The organism is Chitinimonas viridis, from assembly GCF_030409555.1.
In the GTDB taxonomy this organism is placed as follows: domain Bacteria; phylum Pseudomonadota; class Gammaproteobacteria; order Burkholderiales; family Chitinimonadaceae; genus Chitinimonas; species Chitinimonas viridis.
Genome location: NZ_JAUFPU010000018.1, coordinates 1,158,259 through 1,171,893 on the forward strand (window position 1 = coordinate 1,158,259; position 13,635 = coordinate 1,171,893).

The 13,635-nt window shown below is 63.3% G+C and carries 13 protein-coding genes and 1 other RNA gene; 11 read left to right on the plus strand and 3 right to left on the minus strand.

What is annotated here, in order from left to right; all coding sequences use genetic code 11:
• Positions 1–29: 29 nt before the first annotated feature.
• An RNA gene (gene rnpB, locus QWZ03_RS18405) (RNase P RNA component class A) lies at positions 30–457 on the plus strand.
• Positions 458–516: 59 nt separating this feature from the next.
• Here rnpB and msrP read toward each other — a convergent pair.
• From msrP to QWZ03_RS18420, 3 genes are all read right to left on the minus strand, one after another.
• Entirely contained in the window at positions 517–1,452 is a 936-nt protein-coding gene (gene msrP / locus QWZ03_RS18410) for a protein-methionine-sulfoxide reductase catalytic subunit MsrP (RefSeq protein ID WP_290334072.1), read from the minus strand.
• 103 nt (positions 1,453–1,555) lie between these two features.
• Positions 1,556–1,741 carry a protein MIGRI gene (locus tag QWZ03_RS18415; RefSeq protein ID WP_284195709.1) on the minus strand — a complete coding sequence of 62 codons (186 nt, stop codon included), beginning with the start codon at positions 1,739–1,741 and terminating at the stop codon, positions 1,556–1,558.
• Between the two features lie 24 nt (positions 1,742–1,765).
• Complete coding sequence (locus QWZ03_RS18420; RefSeq protein WP_284195710.1) at positions 1,766–2,101, minus strand: hypothetical protein; 336 nt, start codon at positions 2,099–2,101, stop codon at positions 1,766–1,768.
• A 287-nt stretch (positions 2,102–2,388) separates the two neighbouring features.
• Here QWZ03_RS18420 and mraZ point away from each other — a divergent pair, with 287 nt between their 5' ends.
• The 10 genes from mraZ to murG all read left to right on the plus strand — a co-directional run bounded on the left by mraZ (position 2,389) and on the right by murG (position 13,539).
• Positions 2,389–2,835 (plus strand): division/cell wall cluster transcriptional repressor MraZ, encoded by a 447-nt coding sequence (gene mraZ, locus QWZ03_RS18425; protein WP_284195711.1) that lies wholly within the window; start codon positions 2,389–2,391, stop codon positions 2,833–2,835.
• Positions 2,832–3,791: a 16S rRNA (cytosine(1402)-N(4))-methyltransferase RsmH gene (gene rsmH / locus QWZ03_RS18430; protein ID WP_290334074.1), complete on the plus strand. Its 960-nt coding sequence runs from the start codon at positions 2,832–2,834 to the stop codon at positions 3,789–3,791. The genes mraZ and rsmH overlap by 4 nt, the downstream gene beginning before the upstream one ends.
• The gene (gene ftsL / locus QWZ03_RS18435; protein ID WP_284195713.1) at positions 3,792–4,067 is read left to right on the plus strand and encodes a cell division protein FtsL; all 276 of its coding nucleotides are present in this window, start codon (positions 3,792–3,794) and stop codon (positions 4,065–4,067) included. It begins immediately after the preceding gene.
• Complete coding sequence (locus QWZ03_RS18440; protein ID WP_290334075.1) at positions 4,067–5,806, plus strand: peptidoglycan D,D-transpeptidase FtsI family protein; 1,740 nt, start codon at positions 4,067–4,069, stop codon at positions 5,804–5,806. The genes ftsL and QWZ03_RS18440 overlap by 1 nt, the downstream gene beginning before the upstream one ends.
• Entirely contained in the window at positions 5,803–7,299 is a 1,497-nt protein-coding gene (locus QWZ03_RS18445; RefSeq protein ID WP_290334076.1) for a UDP-N-acetylmuramoyl-L-alanyl-D-glutamate--2,6-diaminopimelate ligase, read from the plus strand. Before QWZ03_RS18440 ends, QWZ03_RS18445 begins: the two co-directional genes overlap by 4 nt.
• An 8-nt stretch (positions 7,300–7,307) precedes the next feature.
• Positions 7,308–8,684, plus strand: coding sequence for a UDP-N-acetylmuramoyl-tripeptide--D-alanyl-D-alanine ligase (locus QWZ03_RS18450; RefSeq protein WP_290334077.1), 1,377 nt, complete (start codon positions 7,308–7,310; stop codon positions 8,682–8,684).
• A 1-nt stretch (position 8,685) separates the two neighbouring features.
• On the plus strand, positions 8,686–9,771 hold the full coding sequence (gene mraY / locus QWZ03_RS18455; protein ID WP_284195717.1) for a phospho-N-acetylmuramoyl-pentapeptide-transferase: 1,086 nt from the start codon (positions 8,686–8,688) through the stop codon (positions 9,769–9,771).
• Positions 9,772–9,907: 136 nt separating this feature from the next.
• Positions 9,908–11,281 (plus strand): UDP-N-acetylmuramoyl-L-alanine--D-glutamate ligase, encoded by a 1,374-nt coding sequence (gene murD, locus QWZ03_RS18460; RefSeq protein WP_290334078.1) that lies wholly within the window; start codon positions 9,908–9,910, stop codon positions 11,279–11,281.
• A 9-nt stretch (positions 11,282–11,290) separates the two neighbouring features.
• Positions 11,291–12,451: a putative lipid II flippase FtsW gene (ftsW, locus tag QWZ03_RS18465; protein ID WP_373322444.1), complete on the plus strand. Its 1,161-nt coding sequence runs from the start codon at positions 11,291–11,293 to the stop codon at positions 12,449–12,451.
• Positions 12,448–13,539 carry an undecaprenyldiphospho-muramoylpentapeptide beta-N-acetylglucosaminyltransferase gene (murG, locus tag QWZ03_RS18470; protein WP_290334079.1) on the plus strand — a complete coding sequence of 364 codons (1,092 nt, stop codon included), beginning with the start codon at positions 12,448–12,450 and terminating at the stop codon, positions 13,537–13,539. The genes ftsW and murG overlap by 4 nt, the downstream gene beginning before the upstream one ends.
• The last annotated feature ends 96 nt before the right edge of the window (positions 13,540–13,635 follow it).

Here is a 13,635-nt window from a genome sequence, read left to right on the forward strand (position 1 = left end):
GCTTGACCGGGGTGGTAGACTAGCAGGGCGAAGTTGGCCGGACAGTCGCCGCCCGCGCAAGCGGGGGGAGGAAAGTCCGGGCTTCATAGGGCAGGATGCCGGCTAACGGCCGGGCGTCGTGAGGCGACGGAAAGTGGAACAGAGAGCTGAACCGCCGATGGCTGGACTGCATGGCCCGCAAGGGTTGTGCGGTTGTACCCGAACCAGGCGCAAGCCGGGCAAGGGCAGCACAGGTAAGGGTGAAAAGGTGCGGTAAGAGCGCACCGCTCGACTGGTAACAGCTCGAGGCAGGCTAAACCCCATCCGAAGCAAGACCAAATAGGCAAGCGTTGACGGGGCCCCCTGAGCTTGCGGGTAGGTTGCTTGAGGCGTGCAGCAATGTACGTCCTAGAGGAATGACTGTCGGCAGCGGGTAACCGCTGCGTCACAGGACCCGGCTTACAGGCCGACTTCGCCTTTGATACCCCCAAGAGACGCAGCCCTGTGCTGCGTCTTTTGCTTGCTGGCTTGCAGGCACTAGAAGTGCCGGCGTAGATCCAACCCCTTGTACAAGCCGGCTACCTCGTCGGCATAGCCATTGAACATCAGGGTCTTGCGCTTGAGGAATTCGCCGATACGGCGTTCACTGGCCTGGCTCCAGCGCGGGTGATCCACTTCGGGGTTCACGTTGGAGTAGAAGCCGTACTCCTTGGGTGCGGCGCGGGTCCAGCTGCTGATGGGCTGTTTCTCTACCAACCGTATCCTGACGATGGACTTGATGCTCTTGAAGCCATACTTCCAAGGCACCACCAGCCGGACCGGCGCGCCGTTCTGGCGCGGCAGCGGCTTGCCGTAGAGGCCTACCGCCAGGATGGCGAGCGGGTGCATGGCCTCATCCAGGCGCAAGCCTTCCACATAGGGCCAGTCCAGCACCGAGGTCTTCTGGCCTGGCATTTGTTCGGGTGCCAACAGGGTGGTGAACTCCAGATATTTGCCCCGGCTGGTGGGTTCTACCTGCTTGAGCAAGGCGCTCAAGGGCAGGCCTACCCAGGGGATGACCATGGACCAGCCCTCGACGCAGCGCAGGCGGTAGATGCGCTCTTCCAGCGGGGCCAGCTTGAGCAGGCTGTCGATATCGAAGCGGCGTGGTCTAGCCACTTCGCCGCCAACCTCTACCACCCAGGGATCGGTCTTGAGCGTGTGAGCATGGTCGGCAGGATCGCCCTTATCGGTGCCGAACTCGTAGAAATTATTGTAGCTGGTGATCTGGCCCAGGCTGTTCTGCGGCTCGCTGCTGCTGTAGCGGCTCTTGTAGAAGGTGGGCAGCTTCTCCAGCGGGGCGGAGACGGCCTCGGGCAGCAACGCGGCCGCACCCAATGCCGCTGCACCCTGCATCCAGGCGCGGCGGCTCAGGTAGAGGTCTTCCGGCGTGATCTCGCTGGGGGCGATATGGGGCGGACGATAGGTGGACATGGCGACTCCTGCTGGGTACGGGGTTTGGACCCACCTTGGTCGTACCGGTTCGGCATTTCTGACGGGGCACCGGGCTGTGGATAACTAGCCTGCTAGCCTTGCCCTAGGCGCTGCTGCCATAGCGCCACCAGTGCCACCCTCCCATGATGCAGGAGGCAAGCAGCATGGCATAGGCCAGGGTGACGATATGGCCACGGAAACGCTGGCGTGTCTCGGGCTTGAGGACGGCATTCCAGAGCAGCAACAGCACGGCCAGGAACAGGCCCAGCCGTATCAGTTTGACCAGCATCTCAGCCGCCTCCTGCCGAGTCGCCTACAGGCATTGCACCACGCCCTCGGCGTACTGGCGTGCGCCCAGCAGGGTGTTCTCGGTACCGGACTTGTAGCTCAGCAGCTGCCAGCTCTTGCAACCGAGTTTCTGGGTGAAGGTATCGGCACGGCGGCGGAAAAACTGCTCGGCCTGGCCGTCAAACAGCAGGGAGGAGCCGGTGACACGCAGTTGGTACTTCTTTTGACCGAGGTAGCGGGTGTCGCTGTCCTGCAGCACGCCGTTGTTTTCTGCCACTGCCTGACCGGTCTGCTGGAGCTGCGCACAGGCGGATAACAGCAATGACATCGGTATTAGTAGGGCAAGAATGCGGTTGGACATGAAGGCGTTTTCCGAACGAAGTTGAGACGTTACTTTCAGGTTTTAACATAAACCCTTATTTGCAAAGGATTATTGCATTAGGGTACTGCTTGGCAAATTAGCCGTAAGTGATTGTAGCAAAAACAAAAAATCCCAAAGCGTTAGCTTGACCCGGTTTGATTCCTTGCCATATAGTGGGGTGTAGTGGGAAAAAGTGGTGAAAAGTGTTTCATCCGCCCACGAATGGATTTTTCCTGGAAGGCTTTAAGTCGGGCTTTCTCCCCCAATGCGGGAACTTGGCGTTAATCATGTTTGGCGGCGTAGCACTCCTCAACCTCGACAGCAAAGGGCGATTGGCCATACCGGCCAAGCATCGCGACGCCCTGCTTGAGGGTTGCGGCGGGCGGCTGACGGTCACGGTCGATCCCAGCCAGTGCCTGCTGATCTATCCCCAGCCTGCCTGGGAACCTGTGCGTGACAAACTGAATAATCTACCTGCTTTCAATCCCCAGGCCCGTGCATTGCAGCGCCTGATCCTGGGCCATGCGGAGGAGGTGGAGATCGATTCCGCCGGCCGCATCCTGCTGTCTACCACCCTGCGCAGCTTTGCCCAACTCGACAAGGCCGTGGCCCTGGTTGGCCTGGGCAGCAAGTTCGAGTTATGGGATGAAGCGCGCTGGCATGCGCAAACCGCTGCAGCGCTGGCCATGTCGCCAGCCGACATTGCAGCCCAACTTGACGGTTTCGTGCTGTGAGCGCCGCCGAGTTTCTCCACCGCACGGTGCTGCTGACCGAAGCGGTGGACGGGTTGGCCATCAAACCCGATGGCTGCTACGTGGACTGCACCTATGGCCGTGGCGGCCATTCCCGCTTGATTCTTTCCCGCCTGGGGCCAGCTGGGCGCCTGATCGCGTTCGACAAGGACCCGCAGGCCGTCGCCAATGCCCGCAGCATTGCCGACCCCCGCTTCAGCATCGTGCATGAGCCCTATGCCGCCTTCCACCGTGGCCTGGATGAGCTGGGCGTGGGCCTGGTCGACGGTGTGCTGATGGACCTGGGTGTTTCTTCCCCCCAGATAGATGACGCCAGCCGTGGCTTCAGCTTCCGCTTTGATGCCCCGCTGGACATGCGCATGGATACGACCCGGGGCCAGACGGCCGCGGAATGGCTGGCAACGGCCGAGCAGGCAGACATCACAGAGGTGATACGGGACTATGGCGAAGAACGGTTTGCTAAACAGATTGCAGGCGCGCTTGTTGCGGCTCGGGTCGAAAACCCTGTCGTCACAACAGGACAACTTTCCCAGATCGTGGCAAAGGCCGTCCGCACCCGGGAGCCGGGCCAGGATCCGGCGACGCGCACCTTCCAGGCTATACGGATTTACATCAATCGTGAGCTTGAGGAGCTGTCGCTGACCTTGCCCCAGGCCCTGGGCCGATTGGCAGCGGGCGGTCGCTTTTCCGTCATTGCCTTCCATTCGTTGGAAGACCGTATCGTCAAGCGCTTCATGCAGGACGCCGCCAAGGCCGATCGCCTGCCCTCGCGCCTGCCGGTGCGGGCTGCTGATATCGGCGAGGCGCCGCTGAAGTTGATCGGCAAGCCGGTGCGTGCATCGCAAGCCGAAGTGGATGAAAACCCGCGCGCCCGCAGCGCCATTCTGCGTATTGCAGAGCGTACCGGTGCGCCCATTCCCAAAGGGATGAGCGCTTAAGTGACGCGGTTGAACTTGTTGTTGCTCTTTGTCCTTATCGCCTGTGCGCTGGGGGTCGTTACCTCACAGCATAAAGCCCGGCGAGCCTATATCGAGTTGCAGAAGGCGCAGGCTGAGGCACGCCGTCTGGATGTGGAGTGGGGCCAGTTGCAGCTGGAGCAAAGCACCTGGGCCATGCATTCGCGGATAGAACGGGAAGCCTCGACCCGGCTGAACATGCGGGTGCCTGATGGCGCCCATACCCAGCTGGCTCCGGTGGCCGGAGGCGCACAGTAATGGCCTATCGCACCAATAAGAACCTCGCACTCAAGCTGCAGATGTGGCGTGCCTGGCTGGTGCTGGGCGGCTTGCTGGCCTTGTTTCTGGTGCTGGTGGGGCGTGCTGCCTATCTGATGAGCTACAAGGAAGAGTTCCTGCGCGAGCAGGGCGAAGCCCGGTACAGCCGCCGGCTGGTGCTGGAAGCTAATCGCGGCATGATTACCGACCGCAACGGTGAGCCGCTGGCGATATCGACCCCGGTGCAGTCGGTCTGGGCCAGCCCACCGGACGTGCCCAAGCTGACCAACACGCAGCTGGCTAATCTGGCGCGTGCCCTGGGCCTCAAGCCGGCCGAGGTGAAACGCAAGCTGGCCGACAAGAAGCGCGACTTTGTCTACCTGCGCCGGCAGATGCCGCCGGATGCCGCCGAGCGTGTGCTGGGCCTGGGCATTCCCGGTGTTGCCAAGCAGACCGAGTACCGCCGCTTCTACCCGGCAGGCGAGGTGCTGGCGCATGTGATCGGCTTCACCGGCATAGACAACAAGGGCCAGGAAGGCTTTGAGCTGACCCGAGAATCCATGCTCGCGGGCAAGCCCGGCAGTCGCCAGGTGATCAAGGACAGGCGCGGCTACATCGTTGAGGACGTGACCAGCATAGAGAAGCCACGTGACGGCCAGACGCTGACGCTGAGCATAGACAGCAAGATCCAGTACCTGGCTTTCCGCGAGCTGAAGAAGGCGGTGGAAAGCACCAATGCCAAGGGCGGCGGCATCGTGGTGCTGGATTCGCATACCGGCGAGGTGCTGGCGCTGGCGAACATGCCCAGCTTCAACCCTAACAACCGCGAGAAGCTGGATCCGGCCTCCCGCCGCAACCGGGCGCTGACCGATGTGTACGAACCGGGCTCCACACTGAAGCCGTTTACTGTGGCGGCTGCCCTGGAAACGGGCAATGTCACGCCGCAGACGGTGGTGCAGACCGGCAATGGCCGCTACAGCATCGGCCCCGCAACCGTGCATGACACCAGGCCGCATGGTGCCATCACGGTGGAGCAGGTGATACAGCGCTCCAGCAATGTAGGCACCAGCAAGCTGCAGCTCGACATGGGCAGGGAGTACCTGTGGACCTTCTACGACAGCCTGGGCTTTGGCCAGCTGCCACGTAGCGGCTTCCCCGGGGAGGTAGCGGGCCGCTTGCGGCCCTGGAAGAACTGGGTACCGATAGATCAGGCCACCATGTCTTATGGCCACGGTATCTCGGTGAGTTTGCTGCAGATAGCGCGGGCCTACCAGATCTTTGCCACGGATGGCGAGATCAGGCCCATCAGTTTTCAGAAGTTGGTCGCTCCCTTGCCGGGGCGGTCGGTAATCAAGCCGGAAACGGCACAGGCGATACGCAAGATGCTGGAGATGGTGACCCAACCTGGAGGTACTGCGCTGCGCGCCCAAGTGGCGGGCTATCGCGTGGGCGGCAAGACCGGGACGGCGCACAAGCTGGCGGGCGGCGCGTACGCGACTGACAAATACGTGGGTTCGTTCGTGGGTATCGCGCCCATGTCGGCCCCCAGGCTGATCGTGGCGGTGATGATAGACGAACCCGAACCGATACCTGGGCGTTACTACGGTGGCTATGTAGCTGCGCCGGTATTCAGTGCAGTGGTGGCCGGCAGCCTGCGGGTGATGGGCATACCTCCCGATGCGCCGCAGAACGTGCCGCAACTGGATATGTTGGGCGACCTTGTGAAGGAGGAAATGTGAAACCAGGCACTTGGCTTCTCCCTTCGCCCGATTGGGCTGCCATAGACGCGATCGCTGCGGGCCGGCGGGTGCTGGCAGATAGCCGGCAGATACAGCCCGGCGATGTATTCCTGGCCTACAAGGGCGAATACAGCGACGGCCGCGACCATATCGCCAACGCGATCAGTGCCGGTGCGGCCTGCATACTATGGGAAGCCGAGGACTACGCCTGGCGCACTGAATGGGCCGCAGTGCCCAACCTGGCCATACCCCGGCTACGTGAATTGGCCGGCATCGTGGCGGCCCACCTGCTGGGCAATCCCAGCCAGGCACTGCATTGCGTGGGCGTGACGGGCACCAATGGCAAGACCAGCTGTGCCCATTGGCTGGCCCAGGCCTATACCCTGCTGGGCGAAAAGGCGGCCTTGATCGGTACGGTGGGCTATGGCTTCCTGCCGCAGCTGGAAGAAGCCAGCCACACCACGCCTGATGCCGTCCGCTTGCAGAACCTGATTGCCCGCTATCGCAGCGAAGGCGCCAGCCACCTGGCTATGGAAGTCAGCTCGCATGGGCTGGAGCAGGCGCGTGCCCATGGGGTGGCCTTCCATACCGCCGTGTTCACCAACCTGACCCGCGACCACCTGGACTACCACGGCAGCATGGCAGCCTATGGCGCCAGCAAGCAAAGGCTGTTCGAGTGGGAGGGCTTGCGGGCTGCCGTGATCAATGCCGACGACAGTTTTGGCGCCCAACTGCTGGCTCAGCTGCCAGCGGGGCTGGGCTTGTCCTATGGCCTGAATGCCGGCGATATCCGCGCTGACACGGTGGAAACCAGCCTGGCGGGGCTCAGGCTGGAGGTGGCTACACCATGGGGCCGGACCGAGATCAACAGCCCCCTGGTGGGGCGCTTCAACGCCTACAACCTGCTGGCCTGCCTGGGCGTGCTGCTCAGCAGCGGGGTGGCGCTGGCGGATGCCGCTGCAGTGCTGGGCCGCATCGAATCGGCCAAGGGACGCATGCAACGCCTGGGTGGTGGTGACCGGCCGCTGGTGGTGGTCGATTATGCCCACACGCCGGATGCCCTGGAGAAGGCCTTGTCCACCTTGCGCGAGATCATGCCCGGCAAGCGCCGGCTGTACTGCGTGTTTGGTTGTGGCGGCGACCGGGACCGGGGCAAGCGCCCCGAGATGGCCCGTATCGCCTGCACACTGGCCAATACGGTGATCATTACCAACGACAACCCGCGCACCGAGGACCCCAAGCAGATCATCCACGACATTCTGGAAGGCGTGGACGGTGCTTCGGCCAAGAACCCGCATTTCGGCGATTACAGCGTGCAACGCGATCGCGCCGCAGCCATTGCCGCCGCCATCGAGCTGGCCGAGCCCGGCGACGTGGTATTGATCGCCGGTAAGGGCCACGAGGAATACCAGGACGCGAACGGTGTGAAGGCGCCGTTCAGCGATGAACAACAAGCAAGGGCTGCATTGGCAGCCTGGAAGCCATTGAAGTGAACAACGTCATGCTGACTCTCGCCGCTGCGGCCGCTGCGCTGAACGCCACCTCGCGTGGCGACGGCGCCGTCGCTTTTCTGCGAGTGACGACCGATAGCCGTGATATCCAGCCGGGCGACCTGTTCGTGGCGCTCAAGGGCGAGCGTTTCGACGGTCACGATTTCGTGGCAGATGTGCTGTCCCGTGGTGCGGCGATGGCCATGGTGCAGACTGGCCATGCCTGCCTGGCAGCCTTGCCCGAGACGGCCCCCCTGCTGCTGGTGGACGATACTCTGGCTGGGCTGGGCCGCCTGGCGGCCCATTGGCGCCGGCAGTTCGAACTGCCCGTGGTGGCGGTGACAGGCTCCAGCGGCAAGACCACGGTGAAGGAGATGCTGGCTACCGTGTTGCGGCTCAAGGCGGGTCACGACGCGGTACTGGCCACCACCGGCAACCTGAACAACCACATCGGCGTGCCGCTGATGCTGCTGCGCCTGCGTGCGCAGCATCGCTATGCAGTGATCGAGATGGGCATGAACCATTTCGGCGAGATTGCCTATCTCTCCGGCCTGGCCGCGCCCACGGTGGCATTGGTGAACAATGCCGGTACTGCCCACATTGAGTTCCTGGGGTCGCCCGCCGGCATAGCCCAGGCCAAGGGCGAGATATTCGAGAGCCTGGCCGATAGCGGTACGGCCGTGATCAACCTGGACGACGAGTTCGCCGGCTACTGGCAAAGCCTGAACAAAAGCCGGGTGCGCCTGGGTTTTGGGCTGCTGCAGGGCGAGATACAGGCCCGCGAGGTGGAGATGCAGCCACTGAGCAGCCGCTTCACCCTGCATACGCCCACCGGCGAAGCACCGGTGCACCTGCCAACGCCCGGCCTGCACAACGTGCGCAACGCCCTGGCGGTGGCTGCGGCCGCCCATGCGCTGGGCCTGAGCAGCAGCGAGATTGCTGCCGGCCTGGCGGCATTTGCCGGTGCCAAGGGCAGGCTGCAGCAAAAGCGCGCCGCCAACGGTGCCTTGCTGATAGACGACAGCTACAACGCTAACCCCAGTTCCATCCAGGCTGCCATAGACGTACTGGCTGCCCTGCCGGCACCGCGCTACCTAGTGCTGGGCGATACCGGCGAGATAGACGACGTGGTCAAGCGGCATGCCGAGCTCGGCAGCTATGCCAAGGCCAAGGGGCTGGAAACGCTGTATGCCACTGGCCAGGGCATGCGCCATGCCGTGGCGGCATTTGGCGACGGTGGCGCCTGGTTCGAGAGCCATGCCGAGCTGCTGGCCGCGCTCAAGCCGCAGGTGACCGCCGATACGGTGGTGCTGGTCAAGGGATCGCGCTTTATGCGCATGGAACAGATCGTCGAGGCATTGACCTCGGCAGAAAGCAAAGGAGCCTGAGATGCTGCTGTGGCTCGCCAACCTGCTCGGAGAGAATGTCCGGGCCTTCAATGTCTTCAATTACCTGACCCTGCGGGCGGTGCTGGCCACCATGACCGCGTTGTTCATCAGCTTCCTGCTGGGGCCGTGGGTCATACGCAAGCTGACCGAATTGAAGGTCGGCCAGGCCGTGCGCGACGACGGCCCACAAACCCATCTGGTCAAGGCCGGCACTCCTACCATGGGTGGCACCCTGATCCTGCTGGCCATAGGCCTGACCACCCTGCTGTGGGCGGACCTGAGCAATCGCTTTGTTTGGGTGGTGCTGGGCGTCACTCTGGGCACCGGCATCATTGGCTTTGTGGATGATTACAAGAAGGTGGCGCTGAAGAATCCCAAGGGCCTGTCCAGCAAGCAGAAGCTGTTCTGGCAATCCATCATCGCCATTGCTACCGGCTACTTCCTGGCCAATACCGCCACCCTGCCGGCCAATACCGAGTTCATCGTGCCCTTCTTCAAGCACGTGGCCTACCCCTTCGGCAGCATAGGCTTCATGGTGCTGACCTATTTCGTCATTGTCGGGACCAGCAATGCGGTGAACCTGACAGACGGCCTGGATGGCCTGGCCATCATGCCAACGGTGATGGTGGCCAGCGCACTGGCGATCTTTGCCTATGTGGCCGGCAACGCCAAGTTCGCCAGCTATCTGCTGCTGCCCCATATTCCCGGTGCCGGCGAGCTGGCCGTGTTCTGTGCCGCCATGGCCGGGGCTGGGCTGGGTTTCCTTTGGTTCAACGCCTACCCGGCCGAAGTATTCATGGGCGATGTCGGCGCACTGGCGCTGGGCGCGGCTCTGGGCACGGTGGCCGTGATCGTCCGGCAGGAGATCGTGCTGTTCATCATGGGTGGTGTGTTCGTGATGGAAGCACTCAGCGTGATGATACAGGTGGCCAGTTTCAAGCTGACCGGCAAGCGGGTGTTCCGAATGGCCCCATTGCACCATCACTACGAGCTCAAGGGCTGGAAGGAAACCCAGGTGGTGGTGCGGTTCTGGATCATCACCATGCTGCTGGTGCTGGCCGGTCTGGCCACGCTGAAACTGCGCTGAGAAAAAACATGCAGAACGTGGGACGTCATCGGCTGCAAAGCAGCCTGGGCAAACAGGAAGCGGGCTGGCGCAAGCGAGTTGCCCTGCGGCTTGGCTGTGGTGTCCTGCCCAATAGCGTTGCGGTTGGAGAGAGGCAATGAACTGGGAAGCAAAGCACATTACCGTGGTAGGCCTGGGGGCCACCGGCCTGTCAGCCGCGCGCTGGCTGGCCCGCCATGGGGCGGTCGTGACCGTGGCCGACAGCCGGAGCAATCCGCCTGGCCTGAGCGAGCTGCAGGCGGCCTTGCCACAGGTGCCGGTCAAGCTGGGGCCGTTTACCAGCACGACTTTTGCCGGTGCGGAATACCTGGTGGTGAGTCCGGGCGTGCCGCTGGCCGAGCCTGCCATTGCGGCTGCAGTGGACCGTGGTATCGAAGCCATCGGCGATGTGGAGCTGTTCGCCCGCGCCCATGCGACGACCCAGTCCCGCGCCAAGATCATCGCCATTACCGGTTCCAACGGTAAGTCCACCGTCACCAGCATGGTGGGTGCCATGTGCGAGGCCGCCGGACTGAGCACCGTAGTGGCCGGCAATATCGGCCTGCCGGTGCTGGATGCCCTGCTGGAGATAGAAACCGAGGTACGGCCACTGCCCGATGTGTGGGTGCTGGAGCTGTCCAGCTTCCAGCTGGAAACCACCAGCAGCCTGGCGCCCGATGCGGCGACGGTGCTGAACGTGAGCGAAGACCATCTGGACCGCTACGACACCATGCTGCACTACGCCATGGCCAAGGCGCGCATCTTTGAAGGCCTGGGCGCCATGGTGCTGAACCGAGAGGATGGCTACTGCCGCGGTATGGCCCGGCCAGGTCGGCAGGTGTTCTGGTTCGGGCTGGATGCGCCGCGCTCGCCCACCGAATATGGCCTCAAGCCTTTTGGCTCGGGCCATGAGCTGGTGTGCGGCGACTTTACGCTGATGCTGGCCTCCGAGCTGCCGCTGGCGGGTCTGCACAATGCCGCCAACGCGCTGGCTGCCCTGGCCCTGACGCGGGCCATCGGCCTGCCCACCTTGCCCTTGCTGCAGGCCTTGCGACGTTTCCATGGCTTGCCACACCGGGTGGAATGGGTGGCCGAGATCGGCGGCGTCAATTACTACGACGACTCCAAGGGAACCAATGTCGGCGCTACCGAGGCTGCCCTCAAGGGTATGAGCCAAGCCGTGGTGCTGATCGCCGGCGGCGACGGCAAGGGGCAGGACTTCAGCCCGCTGGCTGCTGCCTGCCAGGGCAAGGTCAGGGCCGCCGTGCTGATAGGTAGGGATGGCCCGCAGGTGGCCGCCGCCCTCGCCCGTACCGGGGTCAAGCTGATCACGGCTGGCAGTATGGAAGAAGCGGTTGCCCTGGCGGCAGCCGAAGCCCAGGTCGGTGATGCCGTGCTGATGTCGCCGGCCTGCGCCAGCCTGGATATGTTCAAGAATTACGCTCATCGCGCCGAGGTGTTCATCGCGGCGGTGAAGGCGTTGGAGCAATAAGACGTGAAGCTGTTCTATCAGGCCCTCAAGCGCCGCCCCGCCATGCATGGCTATGACCAGTCCCTGGTCTGGGCCGTGCTGGCGCTGCTCGCCATCGGCCTGGTGATGGTCTATTCGGCTTCCATCGCGGCGGCTGAAGTGGATAAGGATACGGGTTTTCGCTCCAGCTATTTCCTCTGGCGCCACGGCATTTTCCTGGGGGTGGGTTTTATGGCCGCCTTCGTGGCCTTCCAGATCCCCATACGCATCTGGCAGCAGTACGCGCCCTATCTGTTCCTGTTGGGTATCGCCCTGCTGATCATGGTGCTGATACCGGGCATAGGCCGGGAAGTGAATGGCTCCAAGCGCTGGCTCAGCCTGTTCGTGGTCAACTTCCAGCCTTCCGAGGCCATGAAGTTCTTTGTGGTGCTGTATGCCGCCGACTACACGGTACGCAAGGCCGCCTACATGCACAGCCTGGTCAAGGGCTTTGTGCCCATGTTCGTGGTGATGCTGGTGACGGGTGTGCTGTTGCTGGCCGAGCCCGACTTCGGCGCGTTGGCCGTGATCACCGCCATTGCCATGGGCACCTTGTTCCTTGGTGGCTTTGACTGGCGCTTGTTTGCCGGCCTAGTGGTCATGCTGCTGATCAGCTTTGTCGGTTTCATTCTCACCTCGCCCTATCGCATGGCGCGGGTGATCGGCTTCATGGACCCCTGGCAGGACCCCTATGGCAAAGGCTACCAGCTCAGCCACAGCCTGATTGCTTTTGGCCGGGGCGAATGGACCGGTGTGGGCCTGGGTGGCTCGGTGGAGAAGCTCAGCTACCTGCCCGAGGCCCATACCGATTTCCTGATGGCCATCATTGCCGAGGAATTCGGCTTTGTCGGCGTTGCGGTAGTGGTGGTGCTGTTTGCCTGGGTAGTGTTCCGCGCCTTCGCCATCGGCATACAGGCGGCCAAGCTGGAGCGCTACTACTCGGCCCTGGTGGCCCAGGGTGTAGGTATGTGGCTGGGCATACAGACATTCATCAATGTCGGCGTGAACGTCGGCCTGCTGCCCACCAAGGGCCTTACCCTGCCGCTGCTGTCTTTTGGCGGGTCCGGCATCCTGTTCAACCTGATTGCCCTGGCCGTCCTGCTGCGCGTGGATTGGGAAAACCGGCAGATGATGCGGGGGTACACGGTATGAGCCAGGTGAAATCCACGCCGCAGGCCCGGCGCACCCTGATGGTGATGGCTGGCGGCACGGGCGGGCATATCTTCCCCGCCCTGGCGGTGGCCAAGGCCATGCAGGCCCGCGGCTGGCAGGTGGTTTGGCTGGGTGCGCGCGGCAAGATGGAGGCGGAACTGGTGCCCAAGCACCATATCGCCATCGAACTGTTGCCCATAGGTGGCGTGCGCGGCCAGGGACTGGTACGCAAGCTGGTGCAGCCGGTGGAGCAGGCTGTGGCGCTATGGCTGGCCGTGGCCGCCATCTTCCGCCACCGCCCTGATGCGGTCATCGGCTTTGGCGGGTTTACCGGCTTTGCAGGCGGCCTGGCGGCCACCATGCTGTGGAAGCCCTTGATCGTGCATGAGCAGAATTCGGTGCCCGGCCTTACCAACAAGGTCCTGGCCCTGCTGGCTGATCGCGTGCTGACTGCTTTCCCTTCGGCCTTTGCCGGCAAGGGGCGGGTGGTGGGCAATCCGGTACGCGAGGACATCGCGGCACTGCCCGCGCCGGCCGAGCGCTTCCGGGGCCGTAGCGGCCCGTTGCGGCTGCTGGTGGTGGGCGGCAGTCTGGGCGCGGCGGCACTGAATGAAGTGGTGCCCAAGGCGCTGGCACTGATGGACCCGGCCGAACGGCCGCTGGTGACGCATCAGTCTGGCAGCAAGCAACTGGAACAACTGCGGGCGCATTACAGCGAGGCTGGTGTGGCCGGCGTTTGCGTGCCCTTTATCGATGATATGGCCAGCGCCTATGCCGAGGCCGACCTGGTGATCTGCCGGGCTGGTGCGCTGACGGTATCCGAGCTGTCCGCCGTGGGCGTGCCTGCCATCCTGGTGCCCTACCCCAGCGCGGTGGATGACCACCAGACCGGCAATGCGGCCTACCTGGCAGATTTTGGCGCGGCCGTGCTGCGCCAGCAGTCGGAGCTGAGCCCGGCCTGGCTGGCGCAGCAATTGAAAGAGATGAACCGTACCCGCCTGCTGGCCATGGCCGAGGCAGCACGGACCCGAGCCTTGCCCGACGCAACCCGCGTCGTGGCAGATGTGATTGAAGAACTGGGCGCCTAAGGCGCCAGACAAGGGGTGGAACGTGAAAAGTGAGCTCAAGCCCTCTTTCACCACGGTGGCGCAGTGGCGCGGCACCCCTTGCGTGGCACGAGTAGA

Coding starts and splice junctions, on each gene's coding strand:
- QWZ03_RS18415 (WP_284195709.1), bottom strand. CDS start 1,741: ATGCTGGTCAAACTGATACGGCTGGGCCTGTTCCTGGCCGTGCTGTTG.
- QWZ03_RS18440 (WP_290334075.1), top strand. CDS start 4,067: ATGGCCTATCGCACCAATAAGAACCTCGCACTCAAGCTGCAGATGTGG.
- murD (WP_290334078.1), top strand. CDS start 9,908: ATGAACTGGGAAGCAAAGCACATTACCGTGGTAGGCCTGGGGGCCACC.
- mraZ (WP_284195711.1), top strand. CDS start 2,389: ATGTTTGGCGGCGTAGCACTCCTCAACCTCGACAGCAAAGGGCGATTG.
- QWZ03_RS18450 (WP_290334077.1), top strand. CDS start 7,308: ATGCTGACTCTCGCCGCTGCGGCCGCTGCGCTGAACGCCACCTCGCGT.
- QWZ03_RS18420 (WP_284195710.1), bottom strand. CDS start 2,101: ATGTCCAACCGCATTCTTGCCCTACTAATACCGATGTCATTGCTGTTA.
- mraY (WP_284195717.1), top strand. CDS start 8,686: ATGCTGCTGTGGCTCGCCAACCTGCTCGGAGAGAATGTCCGGGCCTTC.
- murG (WP_290334079.1), top strand. CDS start 12,448: ATGAGCCAGGTGAAATCCACGCCGCAGGCCCGGCGCACCCTGATGGTG.
- msrP (WP_290334072.1), bottom strand. CDS start 1,452: ATGTCCACCTATCGTCCGCCCCATATCGCCCCCAGCGAGATCACGCCG.